Raw genomic sequence first — 13430 nt, forward strand, 5'->3', positions numbered from 1 at the left:
TTCAGGGGAGGAGATTCGCCCAGACCCCATTCTTCACGGACTCATCACGAACTCACGACGCTACGCTCGGCCCGAAGCGCCCATGGCAAGCGCTCCTCGGGAATGTTTAACTATATAATATCAATGAGAGTGAATAATATAAGCAAATACCACTACATCGCCTCTAAGCAAGGGAGCGCATAGGATAGCGGCTCGCATGGGTATTGATCCTGTGGTTCTTCCTCACCCTCGGCCAAGGACCTCCGAGCACCGATGAATTCCCTTCTCAAGCAAGACGTCCGCCACCCCGCCCCGACCAAGCTGCCGAGGCGGCTCTCGCGCACCCTGTACCGCAGGCTTCGCGTGGCGATCCTGGCCCTGCTCGACATGGGCCTGCTGGCCGCTTCGGTCGTCGTGGCCCACGCGGTGCGATCCACGCTCTTCGTCACCTGGTTCGGACCCCCGAGCCTCGATCTCGCGCAGCGCCTCAGGCTCTTCCCCGTCTACTGGGTCATCCAGGCCCTGCTCTTCTCGCAGGTCGGGCTCTACGGGGCGGGCGATCGCAGGCGAAACCTCCTCGCCATCCTGAAGGGAGTCTCGCTGGGCGCCCTCATCCTCTACCTGGGCAGCCGCATCTATCCCCCCCACGCCCACCCCAGCTTCCTCGTGCTGCTCTGGACCTTCAGCTTCGCCCTCGTCGCCCTCGGCCGGATCGGCATCGACCACCTGCTTCAAGCCCTGCGCATGGGCGGCTTCGCGCTGAGCCACAGCCTGGTCATCGGGAAGGACGAGCAGGCGATCATGCTCTTCCATCGCCTGAAGCGCCCCTCCTATCACCTGCTGGGGCAGGTCTACCCGGGCCACCTGAAAGCCCCGATGCACGACGGCTACATGGGGGGCATCAATCACCTCGAGGCGATCCTCGAGCGCCATCACGTGCACGAGATCCTCCTGGCCGAGGACATGCCCGCCAGGGAGCGCGCCGAGGTCCTGGACGCGTGCATGAAGTTCGGAGTGCCCCTGCGGGTCGCCCTCTCGGGCTTCACGAACACCACCAACCCGATCGCCCTTCAGACCCACAACGGCCACGGGGTGCTCGAGGTGGTCCAGCCGCGGCTGCGCATCTCCCAGTTCGCGCTCAAGCGCGCCTTCGACGTCTCGGCGACCACCCTCGGCATCGTGGCGCTCAGCCCGTTCCTGCTCCTGATCGCCCTTGCGATCAAGCTCGACTCGCCAGGCCCCGTCCTGTTCAAGCAGCAGCGCGTGACCGTCAAGGGCCGGACCTTCTGGATGTACAAGTTCCGCAGCATGCGCGTGAACGCCGAGGCCGAGCTCGACAAGATCGTCCACCTCAACGAGCGCAAGGACGTCCTCATGTTCAAGATGGATCGCGACCCGCGGGTGACCCGCCTGGGCCGCCTCCTGCGCCGCACCAGCCTGGACGAGCTGCCCCAGCTGATCAACGTCCTGCGCGGCGAGATGAGCCTGGTCGGGCCGCGCCCGCCCCTGCCCCGCGAGGTGGAGCTCTACAGCCCCCACCACCGCCAGCGGCTGGAGGTCCTGCCGGGCCTCACCGGCATGTGGCAGGTCTCGGGGCGCAGCGACATCACCGACTTCGAAGAGGTGGTGCGCCTCGACCTCTCCTACATCCGGAACTGGTCCCTCTGGCTCGACTTCCAGATCCTCTTCAAGACCATCCCCGCGGTGCTCCAGTCCAGGGGCGCCCGCTAGTTTTTCGAATATTGCGATTATTTTGATATGCTGATACAGTGAACTCCCACCCCGTTCACCGAGAGGACGAGCCCATGAGCAAGCCCGCCATGACGGAACCGATTCTCGCGCCCGAGCAAGAGCACGATGCGCTCCAGGGCATGGTGAAAATCCTTGAGTTCCCGGTGCGCCCCAAGCTCGTGGGCCCGGATGGCACCGCCCATGAGTTGACCGAGACCGTCTACGAGGTGCTCACCAACCTGGTCGCCCTGCTGGCCGCCGGCAAGGCCGTGACGGTCATGCCTTATGATCAGGAGCTCACCTCGCAACAGGCAGCCGATATCCTGGGCGTATCACGGCCCCACTTCATCAAGTTGCTGGACGAGCGAAAGATTCCCTACACCAAGACCGGCACGCACCGGCGAATCAGGTTCGTCGATGTCCTGAACCTCAAGCATCAACGCAACGCGGATCGATTCCGAGGGCTCGACGAGCTCGAGAAGCTCGGCCAGGACCTGGAGCTCTACTGAGCGGTGTCTGCCTTCCTGGTCGTCCTGGACACCTGCGTCCTGTACCCGTCGCTCGTCCGGAACATCCTGTCTCGCTAACGAGAACCGCTTCGTTGGTTGAGCCAGGCTCGGGAAAAGACATCGGAAACGTGGTACCCGCCATCTGCTTTCAGTTCGATGAGTTCCCGCTCCTTCAGGCGTTGCAGTGCCCGCTGGACCATCGTTCCAGATTATACAAATAAGCGTTACGCTGTTTTGTATAATCAACAACCATCAAGCGTGGGACCGAGTCCGACTTGTAAATCGAAAAATCGCCTTGTAGAATTGGCATATCTCCACTCATCGGAAAAGCAGAGGAGGGGCCATGCACTCCACCGTCTCGAAACGCGGCCAGACCGTCGTTCCCGCCGAGCTTCGCCGAAAGTACGGCATCGACGAGGGCAGCGTCCTCGCCTGGGTCGAAACCCCGCAGGGAATCCGCGTGCTCCCGCTCCCGGCGGACCCCCTCAAGGCCTTCCGGGGCAGCGGCCGGGGCCTCGGCACCGTCGCCGACTTCCTCGCCGAGAGGCAGGCCGAGACGGCGAGAGAGGAAGAAACCCTTGAGCCCCCGCTTCGTCCTTGACACCTCGGCCATCCTCGCCCTGTTCCACGACGAACCGGGCGCAGATCGCGTCGAGGGGATCATCAGGGACGCCGCCCGGCAAGCCTGCCACGTCGCGATCGCAGGCGTCAGCCTGCTCGAGGTCTATTACCGGGTCTACCGCCTCAAGGGCGAGGAGGCGGCGCTCGAGCACTACCTCTGGCTCCGGCAGTTGCCGCTCGAGGTCCGCTCGGATCTCTCCGAGCGCTGGCTCCTGGAATCAGGTCGCATGAAGGCCCGGCACCCCATGTCGCTCGCGGATGCCCAGATCGCCGCCCTCGCGGTACTGCTCGACGCGACGCTCGTCCACAAGGACCCCGAGTTCGAGCCACTCACGGACATCCGGCAGGAGGCCCTGCCCCTCAAGCCGAAAAAGGGCTGAAAACTCGAACCCTGCGGCTATTCCCGCCAGGCTCCGAGGTGGCGCCGGATGTAATCGGGCGTCAGGCGGTACCACCCCGCGCCCGCCTCGGGCTCGGGCCACAGGACCGTCGCCCCCTGCGGTGCGGTCGCCCGGTAATCCACCTCGAAAAAGCCGGGAGCCTCGACCCGCACAGGCCGCGGATCGCTCCGCCGCCCCGGCCCCAGGAAAGTGGTGAGGCTCGCCCTCAGCTGGTTACCGAAGTCGCTGCGGTAATACCCCAGCTCGACCGCCGAGCGCGGGAACAGGCGCCCGAAGACCAGGGACACGGCCCGGTCCCCGGCCGGGTAGAAGCCGCCCCCCCCTCGCACGTAGGTATCCGCCCAGGGCAGGCGATACTCCAAGCTCGCAACAGCCGAAGGCACCAGCGACGTGACCAGCGTGCCGCGCAGGTTCCAGCGCCAGGCGCCCTCACCGAGCAGACCCGCAAGCTCTCCCTGGGCCCCATGGCGCTCGGCGCTCCAGCGCCCGATGGACCAGGCACCATCGATGCCGGGAGCCACCGGATGGTGGCCACCCAGCAGCAAGAAGGTCGGGGTGGCGTCCCATGTGGGGTAGAACTGCACCTGCAGGCGCCCCAGGGCATGCCAGCCCGGAGCGATCTGGGAGCGAGCGGTGCTGTTGATGAAGCCCTTCAGGTGATCGGAGAAGAAGTAGCCGGGAGTGATGGCCAGCTCCGGACGCCAGGTGGATGAATTCTCGAGCGCGGCAGGCGCAGAGGGCGGCGTGAGGTCGAAGGCGAGCTGCCCGGCGAACGCCACCTCGGAAGCCCGTTGCGCGCGGAAATCACGATAGCCGTCCGCAGGAAACGAGACCCCCATGATCGAGAGCCGCTCTCTGAGGGGCACCAGTTCGATCGTCTTGGAGCCCGGCGCGGCCTCTGCCGCCATCCGGGCGACCTGCGCGAGCCCGTCGCTGGCATCGAGCGATCTCCGGTCCTCGAAGAACACGACGGTGCGATCGCCTTTGGTCTCGACGGCCACGTTCTCGAAGCCATCGGCGACCAGGCGCGAAGCCAGATCCGGAATGGGGGCGATCGAGAGGGTCGCGGCGCTCAGCAAGGCAGGAAGCATGTCAGTTCAATCTCGGTAGGCTTCCCGACGATGTGCAACCTTCAAGACCGTGACGAGTAACTGGTGGCCATCCTGCTCGAATCGAACACGATACACACCGGCTCGCAAACGCCATTGATTTGCCTTGCCTGATAGCTTCTTCAAATCGGACTGTCGAGGCTGATCGGGAGCGTTCAGCTCAAACACCAGGCGATCGAGCGCCCGGATAATCCGAAGCTGATCCTGTTTTTTCAAAGGGCCGAACTGCTTATCCGCGACGCCAGAAAAAACATACGTCCAGCTAGACAAGACCGTACTTCCGCTTCAGGTCGTCCGCGGAAATGACATCACCCCGTCGGGCTGCCTGCTGGGCTTCCTCGACTTCCAGATCCTCTTCCGGAGTCGTGGGCTCGTCATCGTAGGGGGCCTCGGCCAGGATACGCGGCAAGGCCGACTCGCGCCTCCGCTTGTCGGCCAAGAACTCGATGAAGTCCACCACCTGGCTGATCATGGGCTCAGGCAAGTTTTCCAGCAAACTCAAAAGCTTGTCCCTGGCCGTCATCGCTTCGCTCCTCTCGCCACGTCTCGCTCCTCCGCATCATATACCCCCTGGCACCTGGCCTCAAGGACGATTCATTTCCGAAGAAGCAACAATATTTGATATAATAATACTATATAATTATTGAATCAATAAACACGGAAGGGAGGCTCTGATGCGCACGTACTGGCTGCAGTATCTCCTCAACCTTGTCCTGCCCCTCGCCCTGATCTTCTTCGCCTGGGGCTGCGGCGGGGTCGCCATCCAGGTGGACGCGCCCCACAAGACCCCACCTCCGACCAAGATCAAGAAGCCCCGCCCGACGCCGAGCCCCACCGCAAAACCTGCGCAACCTCGCTGACCCTCATACGCCCTGCATCGATTGATCTAATATCAGAAAGTGATATCATTGCAGATGAACAGCAAGCAACGTCGCACCCTTCAAGCCGTCTATGAGACGCCGGAGCGACCGGATATCGCCTGGTCGGATATCGAGTCTCTCCTGAAAGCGTGTGGGGCAGTCATCACCGAAGGTCGCGGTTCACGGGTGCGCATCTCGCTTCGGGGACAGTTGGCGACCTTCCATCGCCCGCATCCGCAACGTGAAACGGAAAAAGGGGCCGTGAGGGCGATGAGGCGCTTTCTGGAGCAAGCGGGGATCTCACCATGATGAAACCTTACAAGGGCTACGAGGCCGTCATCGACTTCGACGACGACGCCGGCCTCTTCTACGGCGAGGTGCTCAACCTCCGAGACGTGGTGACCTTCCAGGGAACGACGGTGGAGGAGCTGCGCCAGGCCTTCCGCGAGTCCGTGGACGACTACCTCGAGTTCTGCGCCGCGGAGGGCAAGGAGCCCGATAAGCCCTTCTCGGGGCAATTCCTCGTCCGCACGAGCCCCGACGTGCACCGCCGGATCTCGACGGCCGCCCAGCGCGCAGGCAAGAGCCTGAACGCCTGGGTCGCCGAGAACCTCGCGACGGTCGCCGAGCGCACCCTCGCGGAAACGACCTACCGACCCAAACGGAAACAAGAAGGCTAAGGGCGCCTAACAAAAATATCCTACGAGCCGCCCACGGCGGCCAACAGTCGAAACATGCCTGGTTTTGTTAGATGCTCTAACCCGCCAGAAGCCGAACGTTCTCTCGGAGAAAAGCAACTACCGCTTCTTCGGTCCAATCGGGCTCGCTGCATCGCTCCAAGAAACTCGCCAGCGTATCGTTGTCGCAGACGATCTCCCGACCATTCTCCTGGAGGAGCACGTCGGTCGCCACGGCGGCGATTCGCTTGTTCCCATCGTTGAAGGCGTGGTTCTTGGCGAGGCCGAACATCAAGGCCCCTGCCTGAGTCACCACCCCTTCGTAGTGGGCCTTGAAGCGCGGTCGATTGACCGCGCTCTCCAGCAACGAGAGGCTCTTCACACCAGGCACGCCGCCGTGCAACTCCAGCAAGCGCGAATGGAGGCCTTCGACCTCGTCGACCTCCAGGTAAACAGGAGATTCGCTCACTTAGCGAGCCGCTCCAGGGCAGGGCCGAATTTCTCCACGGTGCGATCCAGAGCCTTCTCCAGGCTCGGACGCAGCTTGGGCCGCATCTCCACCGGGACCAGCTCGAGGACGCTCCCGCGGCGACGGATCATGACCTCGTCTCCCTGCTTGAGGCCGAGCGCGAGCAACTCAGCAGGCGGCAACGCGACCGTCAGGGAGTTTCCGTTCTTGGCGATCTTCGGCATTCGACGACCCTCCTCATCACTCCCGGATTATCGCACCGTACATCATGTACGTACAGTAAGAACAGCTTAAGTACCGCCGGCTCCACAAAATTTCACACCCGTGCGCGGCGCCACAGCCCCCGGCGCGATAAAATGGTACATTCGCGCCGCCGAGATCCTGCCAAGGGGCGGGGTTGAGGCGATCCCGAGGCTGGAATGCGCATCAAAGAGATCGAGATCGACAACTTCAAGAGCTTCGGCAAGCCCACCAAGATCCCCTTCTTGGCGGGCTTCACGGCCATCAGCGGCCCCAACGGCTCGGGCAAGAGCAACATCATCGACTCGGTCCTGTTCTGCCTGGGCCTCTCCAACTCGCGCACCATGCGCGCCGAGAAGCTCACCGACCTCATCAACATCAACAACAACCGCCGCGAGGCCAAGGTCACCATCCGCTTCGGCGGCGAGACCGAGGCCGAGACCATCGAGGTCGCCCGCCGCCTTCGCGAGAGCGACAACGGCTACCAGAGCACCTACTACCTCAACGGCAAGGCCTGCACCCTCACCGAGCTGCACGACACGCTCGCCATGCACAACGTCAGCCCCAACGGCTACAACGTCGTCATGCAGGGGGACGTCACCCGCATCGTCACCATGACCCCCACCGAGCGCCGCAAGATCATCGACGAGATCGCGGGCGTGGCCGAGTTCGACAGCCGCGTCAACCTCGCCACCAAGGAGCTCGACAAGGTCAACGAGCAGGAGGACAAGAGCGCCCTGATCCTCGGCGAGATCGCCGAGCGCCTCGTCCAGCTCCAGAGCGAGCGCGACCACGCCCTCAAGTACCAGACCATCCGCACCGAGCGCGATCGCCTCGAGGCCCTCACCAAGCTCTCGGTCGCCTGGGACATGCGTCAGAAGATCGCGGGCCTCCTGGACGTGGTCTCGGCCGCCGACGAGCGCCAGGGCACCATCCAGGCCACCATCGACGAGGCCAAGGCCGTCGTCGCGGCGCGCCAGGCCGAGTACGCCGAGCTGTCCTCGGCGATCCAGCAGAAGGGCGAGGACGAGCTCCTGAGCCTCCAGGCCCAGCTCGAGGAGACCAAGGGCCAGATCGAGCGCGAGAAGAGCGGCCGCGAGTACCTCGAGCAGCAGAAGTTCGAGGCCGATCGCCTCGAGCGCCGAGATCTCGAGAGCATCGAGCGCCACCGCGCCAAGCTCGAGGACCTCGCGCACCGCCAGACCGAGGCCGGCGAGCGCAAGACGCGCCACCAACAGGACCTGAGCGGCGCCCAGAAGACCTGGCAGGAGGCCCACGAGGAGCTCTCGAGCCTCTACGCGACCAACGAGGACACCGCCAAGAAGGGTACCGAGCTGCGCCGCGAGCTCAACGAGGTCAAGGACAAGTACAACGAGCTGTGGCGCGAGAAGGTCCGCATCGAGGACGCCAGCCACCGCTCGGGCGACAAGCTCGAGACCTGGAAGAACGAGCTGGCGACCCACCGCGAGGCGATCAAGGGCCTCGACAAGGAAGCCATCGACCTGCAGGCCGAGGTCAACGACTACCAGGAGAGCATCCAGGACTACGAGAAGGAGCGCGCGCACATCGCCGAGCGCTACGCCCAGGCCCAGGCCTCGGTCGAAGAGCTGAGCCGCGGAACCGACAAGGCCCGCGACGCCTACTTCCGCGCGGACGCCACCTTCAAGGCCGCCGGGGAGGGCTCCTTCGGCCGCGCCGTCGAGGCGGTCCTCTCGGCCGGGCTCAAGGGCGTGCACGGCACCCTGGCGCAGCTGGGCGAGGTCGATCCCCAGTACACCCAGGCCCTCGAGATCGCGGCCGGCGCCAAGCTGCGCAACGTCGTGGTGGACGACGACAGCGTCGCCTCTCGCGGCATCGAGATCCTCAAGAGCAACCGGGCGGGCCGCGCCACCTTCCTGCCCCTCAACAAGCTCAACCCGCCCAGGCGCCTGATGCCCACCGGCGAACCCGGCTTCATCGGGTACGCCGTCAACCTCGTCAAGTTCGACGCCAGGTACGCCGCCGCCTTCCACTTCGCCTTCGGCGAGACGCTCGTCGTCCGCGACATGGCCAGCGCCCGTCCACACATCGGACGCTACCGCATGGTCACCCTCGAGGGCGACCTGCTGGAGCGCTCGGGTGCCATGACCGGCGGCTCGGACGGCAAGGGGTCGGGCCTGCGCTTCACCGCGAGCCTCGCCAAGGACCTCGAGGAGGCCAAGCGCGCCTTCGACTCGGCCGTCTCCAAGCTGACCCACCAGAAGGCCGTCATGGAGGCGATCGCCCAGGACGCCGAGAAGGCCAAGGAGCAGCAGCGGCACTGGCAGGACCAGATCCGCGGCAAGCAGTTCGAGCTCCAGGACCGCACCCGCAGGCTCCAGGCCCTGAAGGACCAGATCCTTGCCCTCGAGAGCCAGATCACCATCGAGGAGTCCGAGTCCGAGGGGATCGAGGAGCGGCTCGAGAAGCTGCAGGAGCAGCTGTTCGTCTTCGAGGACCGGCAGAACCAGCTGGAGCTCGAGATCTCGGACATCGACGAGCTCCTGGACAACGAGCGGGTCGCGGAGCTTTCGAGCCTGGTCAACAGCCACGACTTCAACGTCAAGCGGCTGGAGGGCCTGATCAACAACTGCGAGCACGAGCTCAAGGGCATCCAGCTCGAGAGCGAAAGCAGCACCGAGGCCATCGCCCAGATCCAGATCGAGGTGGACCGGCGAAAGGAAGAGTTCGTCACCATCGCCCAGAAGGTCGCCAACAGCGAGGAGACCCTCAAGGCCTGCCTGGACAAGCTCAGCGCCCTGGAGCGCCAGCGCGACGCCCTGCGCGATCGCATCGGCAGCCTCCAGCTCGAGCGCGAGCGCAAGGCCGAGGAGGTCCGGGTCGCCGAGCGCAAGGTCAGCGATCGCGAGCGCGAGCTGGAGCGCCTGCTCGAAGGGGTCTCGGCCACCCGCGAGCAGATCGCCTCCCTGCAGCCCCAGCTCCAGGCCATGGAGGACGACCTCTGGCTTAACGGAATCGAGCCGCCAAAGGAGCAGCCCGCCGAGCAGTCCACCGAGGAGCTCAAGCGCCAGATCGTCCGGCTCGAGGGCCGCATGCGCGACATGGAGCCCGTCAACATGCTCGCCATCGAGTCCTTCGACCGCGAGGCGGCGCGCCAGGCCGACCTGCAGGAGAAGGTGAGCAAGCTGCGCGAGGAGCGCCTCACCATCCTCGAACGCATCGACGAGATCGCCGCCCAGAAGAAGGCCAGCTTCATGAAGGCCTACGACCAGATGGCCGTCAACTTCGCCGAGATCTTCGCCGAGCTGGCCGCGGGCACGGGCCACCTCCACCTCGAGAACCCGGAGGATCCCTTCGACGGGGGCCTCATCATCCGCGCGCAGCCAAAGGACAAGAAGATGCAGCGCCTGGAGGCCATGAGCGGCGGCGAGAAGTCCCTGACGGCCCTCGCCTTCCTCTTCTCGTTCCAGCGCTACATGCCCGCCCCCTTCTACGCCTTCGACGAGGTGGACGCGGCCCTGGACGGGGTCAACGCCGAGCGCCTGGCCGTCATGATCCAGAAGCAGACCACCCACGCCCAGTGCATCGTCATCTCGCACCGGCGCCCCATGCTGGAGCGCTCGGACCAGACCATCGGCATCTCGGCGCGCACCGACGGCGCCACGCGGGTCCTGGGGGTCAAATGGAGCTAGAGGACGCGAACCAGCCCGAGGTCACTCCCTTCGACATCGTCACGTCGAACAACAAGGGGATCGAGATCCTGGTCGAGCTCGCCAAGTCCGGCCAGATCGACCCCTGGCACATCGACGTGGTCGACGTGACCGACAAGTACCTCAGGACCCTCGACGTGACCCGGGAGACGGACCTGCGCCTCTCGGGGCGGGCCCTCTTCTACGCCGCGGTCCTGCTGCGCCTCAAGAGCGAGGCCCTGGAGGAGGAAGAGGAGGTCGAGGACCTCTTCGGCGACGACACGGTCGACTACGACGACGACGGCGACCAGCTCGTGATCCGGCCGCCGGCCAACATCCTCGATCGGGCCATCGCGCGGCGCAACAGCGCCAAGCAGCCCCGCAAGCGCGCCACCACCCTGGTGGAACTGATCGCCGAGCTGCAGCGCCTGGAGGCCCTGGAGCGCGAGGGGGCGCTTTCCGCCGACAACGCCATGCGGCGCAGCCGGAGCACCCCGGAGGAGAACCGCCAGAACGTCATCAACATGACCCACGAAGAGGACGTGGAGGGCGACATCGAGCACCTCTCGGCCCTGTTGGGCGAGTGGCTCACGGACAGCGGGATCCTCACCCTCGCGGGCGTGCTCGACCAGTGCCCGGATCCGCGCGGGGCCTTCCTGGCGCTGCTCTTCCTCGATTCGCGTGGTAAGATCACGCTCCACCAAGACGATTTCTACCAGGAAGTCACGATCCATCCGGAGGAGACGATCTCCCATGGCCAAGACCGCGCGGCGTAAAGCCTACGCCGAGCTCACCGCTCACGACCTCAAGCCCCACGTCGAAGCCGCCCTCTTCGCGACCAACAAGCCCCTCTCGCTGGACGAGCTGGTCGAGCTGACGGGCGAGGGCAAGCGCAAGCTGCAGAACGCGGTCAACATGCTGATCGCCGACTACCAGAGCCGCGAGGGCACCGCCCTCGAGATCGACCAGTCCGACGCCGGCTGGATGATCGCGGTCAAGACGACCTACTCCAAGGTGGTCGAGCAGATCGTGCCCATGGAGCTCAGCCAGGGCGCGCTGAGGACCCTGTCGCTGGTCGCCGCCAAGCAGCCGATCATCCAGACGGACCTGATCCAGCTGCGGGGCTCGAGCGCCTACGATCACCTCAAGGAGCTGCTGGAGCAGGGCCTGATCGAGAAGATCCCCCAGGGCCGCTCGTTCAACCTCAAGACCACCCCGCGCTTCGCGGAGTACTTCAAGCTGGACAAGGAGCTGGTGGCAACCCACCTCTCCAACCTGAACCCCGACGACCTGAAATCCGAATAACAGATCCCCCGCCCCCCGGTGGGGCGGGGTTGAGCGTCTAACAAAACTGTTCCATCAAGCCGCTTACAGCGGCCATACCCAACAAATGCCTGGTTTTGTTAGGCGCGAGAGGGGTGGGGGGATCTAATCAAGTTCCTTACTGGTTCTCGGCCCACCGCAAGAGCCACAGGGGCATCGGCGCCACCCGGGCCCCGGGCTCGAGCTCCTCGAGCTTCTGGTAGAAAACCTCGACCGGAGCCAGGGTCAGGGTCTCCTCCCCGAGCACCGTCAGCTCCTGGATGAAGGCCGGGCCGAACGTCTGGCAGATCAGCATCGTCGGTTGCTGGCCGAGGGTCACCCCGAAGCTCCCGTAGGCGCGGCAGACCACGGGCCGCACCTCGTACACCCCGCACCGGCCCTCCTCGTCGAGGAACGCGCAGCGCACCGGCAGGCCCTCGTGCGGGGCCCCTTCCTCTCCGAACTCGGAGCCGGCCCAGAAGGCCGAAAGCGCTTCGAGCTGCGCCCGGTGGGGCGCGTACACGGCCCGGGCCTGCTCCTTGAGCGCCTCGCGAACCTCGATCGAGAGGGTGGAATCCAGGTGCCGCGCGATCGCCCGCCATTCCAGCTCGGACACCCTGAAGAGGATCTCCTCGCAGCAGTGGCTGCAGCCCGCCTTGCAGGGCAAGGTCGGGTAGGCCTGGGAGAAGGCGAAACAGAGGTAGTCCAGGACCGTGTAGAGGTCATCCCACTGGCCGCTCTGGCCCACGTTGCCGACCTTGTCGAGCAGCTGGCGGCTTTGGCGGATGACGGTTTTCAGGTGCGCGGCGTCCATCCCGCCAGTCTGCCAGCGATGGCCCGAAGCGTCAACGCTGCCCGGCGTGGCCGATACCGCTCGCTCGTACGTTGCATTGCCCGGGATCCGACCTATAATCGGACCATGAACGCGCAGACGATCGAAAAGGGCTTCAATCCTTATCGGTGGATCGCCACGACGCTGGCCAGCACGTTTCACTACGACCTGGACCCCACGCGCCGCCTCGTCACCCCCGAGCCGGCCGACCTTCACACCACCGAACACCTCGTGCTCACCCCCGGCGACTGCCGGATCCCCGGCATGCTCTTCCGCCCCAAGGCGGCGAGCGGCCAGGCCGTGCTGCTGGGCCACGGGACGGGGGCGGACCTGCTCCTGCCCAACTATCGCCTGATCGAGACCATGCTCGCGCGCGGCATCACCGTCATGACCTTCGAGCTGGACGGCCACGGCGACAATCCCCGGCCCCTGGGCTATCCCTCGTGCCTGGGGTGCGTTCCCCTGGTCCTCTCGCACCTGCGCCGGCTCGAGGGGGTCGACCCCGATCGGATCGGCTACCTGGGCATGAGCCTGGGCAGCGTCATGGGGCTGCACGCGGCCTTCGAGGCCCCCTGGCTCAAGGCCATGGTCCTCATCGCCACCCCGCTCAAGGTCGAGCTTTCCGAGCGATCGCGCCTCGCCGAGGCCCTCGGGCTCCTGCACCCGACCCTCGTGCCGACCCTCACCGAGGCCTCGGTCGATCACCTGCTCGGCATCCTGATGAACCCGGTGCGCTTCGACGACGAGAAGGCCTATTCCCTCCTGGACCGGGAGTGCTACGAGTCGGTGGGCAAGCTGATCGAGGCGCTCGACCCGCTCGCCAAGGCCAGCGAGCTCTCGGCCATCCCGACGCGGCTGATCCACGGCGAGTGGGACAACGTCGTGCCCCTGGAGACGGCTTACCGGCTGCTCGATGCCCTTCCCGGCCCGGCTGACCTGGTCACCATCCCGCGCAAGAACCACCTGACCCTGCTCTTCCACCAGCCGACCGCGATCGCCGCCTGCGAGTGGTTCGAGGAGCACCTCTAACCT

17 protein-coding genes are annotated in these 13430 nt (G+C 65.2%); 11 read left to right on the plus strand and 6 right to left on the minus strand.

Annotated features, from left to right (window positions below; genetic code table 11):
* Positions 1 to 252: 252 nt before the first annotated feature.
* The 4 genes from V6D00_15430 (at position 253) to V6D00_15445 (ending at position 3220) form a co-directional block, all read left to right on the plus strand.
* Entirely contained in the window at positions 253 to 1710 is a 1458-nt protein-coding gene (locus V6D00_15430) for a sugar transferase (GenBank protein HEY9900568.1), read from the plus strand.
* 74 nt (positions 1711 to 1784) lie between these two features.
* A complete protein-coding gene (locus V6D00_15435) occupies positions 1785 to 2219 on the plus strand; it encodes an excisionase family DNA-binding protein (GenBank protein HEY9900569.1) in 435 nt (144 codons plus the stop codon).
* A 343-nt stretch (positions 2220 to 2562) separates the two neighbouring features.
* Positions 2563 to 2820: an AbrB/MazE/SpoVT family DNA-binding domain-containing protein gene (locus V6D00_15440; GenBank protein ID HEY9900570.1), complete on the plus strand. Its 258-nt coding sequence runs from the start codon at positions 2563 to 2565 to the stop codon at positions 2818 to 2820.
* Positions 2798 to 3220: a type II toxin-antitoxin system VapC family toxin gene (locus tag V6D00_15445; GenBank protein ID HEY9900571.1), complete on the plus strand. Its 423-nt coding sequence runs from the start codon at positions 2798 to 2800 to the stop codon at positions 3218 to 3220. The genes V6D00_15440 and V6D00_15445 overlap by 23 nt, the downstream gene beginning before the upstream one ends.
* Before the next feature lie 17 nt (positions 3221 to 3237).
* On the opposite strand, the gene V6D00_15450 is transcribed toward V6D00_15445, so the two are convergent.
* The 3 genes from V6D00_15450 to V6D00_15460 are packed head-to-tail and all read right to left on the minus strand — an operon-like array spanning position 3238 to position 4873.
* Positions 3238 to 4332 (minus strand): hypothetical protein, encoded by a 1095-nt coding sequence (locus V6D00_15450; protein HEY9900572.1) that lies wholly within the window; start codon positions 4330 to 4332, stop codon positions 3238 to 3240.
* Positions 4333 to 4338: 6 nt separating this feature from the next.
* A complete protein-coding gene (locus V6D00_15455; GenBank protein HEY9900573.1) occupies positions 4339 to 4620 on the minus strand; it encodes a type II toxin-antitoxin system RelE/ParE family toxin in 282 nt (93 codons plus the stop codon).
* Positions 4613 to 4873, minus strand: coding sequence for a hypothetical protein (locus V6D00_15460; GenBank protein HEY9900574.1), 261 nt, complete (start codon positions 4871 to 4873; stop codon positions 4613 to 4615). Before V6D00_15460 ends, V6D00_15455 begins: the two co-directional genes overlap by 8 nt.
* 151 nt (positions 4874 to 5024) lie before the next feature.
* Between V6D00_15460 and V6D00_15465 the strand changes: the two genes are divergently transcribed.
* The 3 genes from V6D00_15465 to V6D00_15475 are packed head-to-tail and all read left to right on the plus strand — an operon-like array spanning position 5025 to position 5890.
* Positions 5025 to 5210, plus strand: coding sequence for a hypothetical protein (locus V6D00_15465; GenBank protein HEY9900575.1), 186 nt, complete (start codon positions 5025 to 5027; stop codon positions 5208 to 5210).
* A 54-nt stretch (positions 5211 to 5264) separates the two neighbouring features.
* Positions 5265 to 5519: a type II toxin-antitoxin system HicA family toxin gene (locus V6D00_15470; protein ID HEY9900576.1), complete on the plus strand. Its 255-nt coding sequence runs from the start codon at positions 5265 to 5267 to the stop codon at positions 5517 to 5519.
* Positions 5519 to 5890, plus strand: coding sequence for a type II toxin-antitoxin system HicB family antitoxin (locus tag V6D00_15475; protein ID HEY9900577.1), 372 nt, complete (start codon positions 5519 to 5521; stop codon positions 5888 to 5890). The genes V6D00_15470 and V6D00_15475 overlap by 1 nt, the downstream gene beginning before the upstream one ends.
* 76 nt (positions 5891 to 5966) lie before the next feature.
* Here V6D00_15475 and V6D00_15480 read toward each other — a convergent pair whose 3' ends face one another.
* Complete coding sequence (locus V6D00_15480) at positions 5967 to 6356, minus strand: type II toxin-antitoxin system death-on-curing family toxin (protein HEY9900578.1); 390 nt, start codon at positions 6354 to 6356, stop codon at positions 5967 to 5969.
* Complete coding sequence (locus V6D00_15485; protein ID HEY9900579.1) at positions 6353 to 6580, minus strand: AbrB/MazE/SpoVT family DNA-binding domain-containing protein; 228 nt, start codon at positions 6578 to 6580, stop codon at positions 6353 to 6355. Before V6D00_15485 ends, V6D00_15480 begins: the two co-directional genes overlap by 4 nt.
* Before the next feature lie 195 nt (positions 6581 to 6775).
* Here V6D00_15485 and smc point away from each other — a divergent pair, with 195 nt between their 5' ends.
* The 3 genes from smc to scpB are packed head-to-tail and all read left to right on the plus strand — an operon-like array spanning position 6776 to position 11569.
* The gene (smc, locus tag V6D00_15490) at positions 6776 to 10267 is read left to right on the plus strand and encodes a chromosome segregation protein SMC (GenBank protein HEY9900580.1); all 3492 of its coding nucleotides are present in this window, start codon (positions 6776 to 6778) and stop codon (positions 10265 to 10267) included.
* Positions 10258 to 11040 carry a segregation/condensation protein A gene (locus V6D00_15495; GenBank protein HEY9900581.1) on the plus strand — a complete coding sequence of 261 codons (783 nt, stop codon included), beginning with the start codon at positions 10258 to 10260 and terminating at the stop codon, positions 11038 to 11040. Before smc ends, V6D00_15495 begins: the two co-directional genes overlap by 10 nt.
* Positions 11018 to 11569, plus strand: a complete 552-nt coding sequence (scpB, locus tag V6D00_15500) for an SMC-Scp complex subunit ScpB (protein ID HEY9900582.1) — start codon at positions 11018 to 11020, stop codon at positions 11567 to 11569. The genes V6D00_15495 and scpB overlap by 23 nt, the downstream gene beginning before the upstream one ends.
* A 136-nt stretch (positions 11570 to 11705) precedes the next feature.
* Here the strand turns inward: scpB and V6D00_15505 are convergent, their stop codons facing one another.
* Complete coding sequence (locus V6D00_15505; GenBank protein ID HEY9900583.1) at positions 11706 to 12380, minus strand: YkgJ family cysteine cluster protein; 675 nt, start codon at positions 12378 to 12380, stop codon at positions 11706 to 11708.
* A 105-nt stretch (positions 12381 to 12485) separates the two neighbouring features.
* Between V6D00_15505 and V6D00_15510 the strand changes: the two genes are divergently transcribed.
* Complete coding sequence (locus tag V6D00_15510; protein ID HEY9900584.1) at positions 12486 to 13427, plus strand: alpha/beta hydrolase; 942 nt, start codon at positions 12486 to 12488, stop codon at positions 13425 to 13427.
* Positions 13428 to 13430: the final 3 nt, after the last annotated feature.

Origin of the sequence: Pantanalinema sp. (assembly GCA_036704125.1) — a bacterium.
Taxonomy (GTDB): Bacteria; Cyanobacteriota; Sericytochromatia; order S15B-MN24; family UBA4093; genus JAGIBK01.

Coding starts and splice junctions, on each gene's coding strand:
- V6D00_15465 (HEY9900575.1), top strand. CDS start 5,025: ATGCGCACGTACTGGCTGCAGTATCTCCTCAACCTTGTCCTGCCCCTC.
- V6D00_15470 (HEY9900576.1), top strand. CDS start 5,265: ATGAACAGCAAGCAACGTCGCACCCTTCAAGCCGTCTATGAGACGCCG.
- V6D00_15440 (HEY9900570.1), top strand. CDS start 2,563: ATGCACTCCACCGTCTCGAAACGCGGCCAGACCGTCGTTCCCGCCGAG.
- V6D00_15485 (HEY9900579.1), bottom strand. CDS start 6,580: ATGCCGAAGATCGCCAAGAACGGAAACTCCCTGACGGTCGCGTTGCCG.
- V6D00_15435 (HEY9900569.1), top strand. CDS start 1,785: ATGAGCAAGCCCGCCATGACGGAACCGATTCTCGCGCCCGAGCAAGAG.
- V6D00_15510 (HEY9900584.1), top strand. CDS start 12,486: ATGAACGCGCAGACGATCGAAAAGGGCTTCAATCCTTATCGGTGGATC.
- V6D00_15475 (HEY9900577.1), top strand. CDS start 5,519: ATGAAACCTTACAAGGGCTACGAGGCCGTCATCGACTTCGACGACGAC.
- V6D00_15430 (HEY9900568.1), top strand. CDS start 253: ATGAATTCCCTTCTCAAGCAAGACGTCCGCCACCCCGCCCCGACCAAG.
- V6D00_15460 (HEY9900574.1), bottom strand. CDS start 4,873: ATGACGGCCAGGGACAAGCTTTTGAGTTTGCTGGAAAACTTGCCTGAG.
- V6D00_15505 (HEY9900583.1), bottom strand. CDS start 12,380: ATGGACGCCGCGCACCTGAAAACCGTCATCCGCCAAAGCCGCCAGCTG.
- V6D00_15450 (HEY9900572.1), bottom strand. CDS start 4,332: ATGCTTCCTGCCTTGCTGAGCGCCGCGACCCTCTCGATCGCCCCCATT.
- smc (HEY9900580.1), top strand. CDS start 6,776: ATGCGCATCAAAGAGATCGAGATCGACAACTTCAAGAGCTTCGGCAAG.
- V6D00_15495 (HEY9900581.1), top strand. CDS start 10,258: ATGGAGCTAGAGGACGCGAACCAGCCCGAGGTCACTCCCTTCGACATC.
- scpB (HEY9900582.1), top strand. CDS start 11,018: ATGGCCAAGACCGCGCGGCGTAAAGCCTACGCCGAGCTCACCGCTCAC.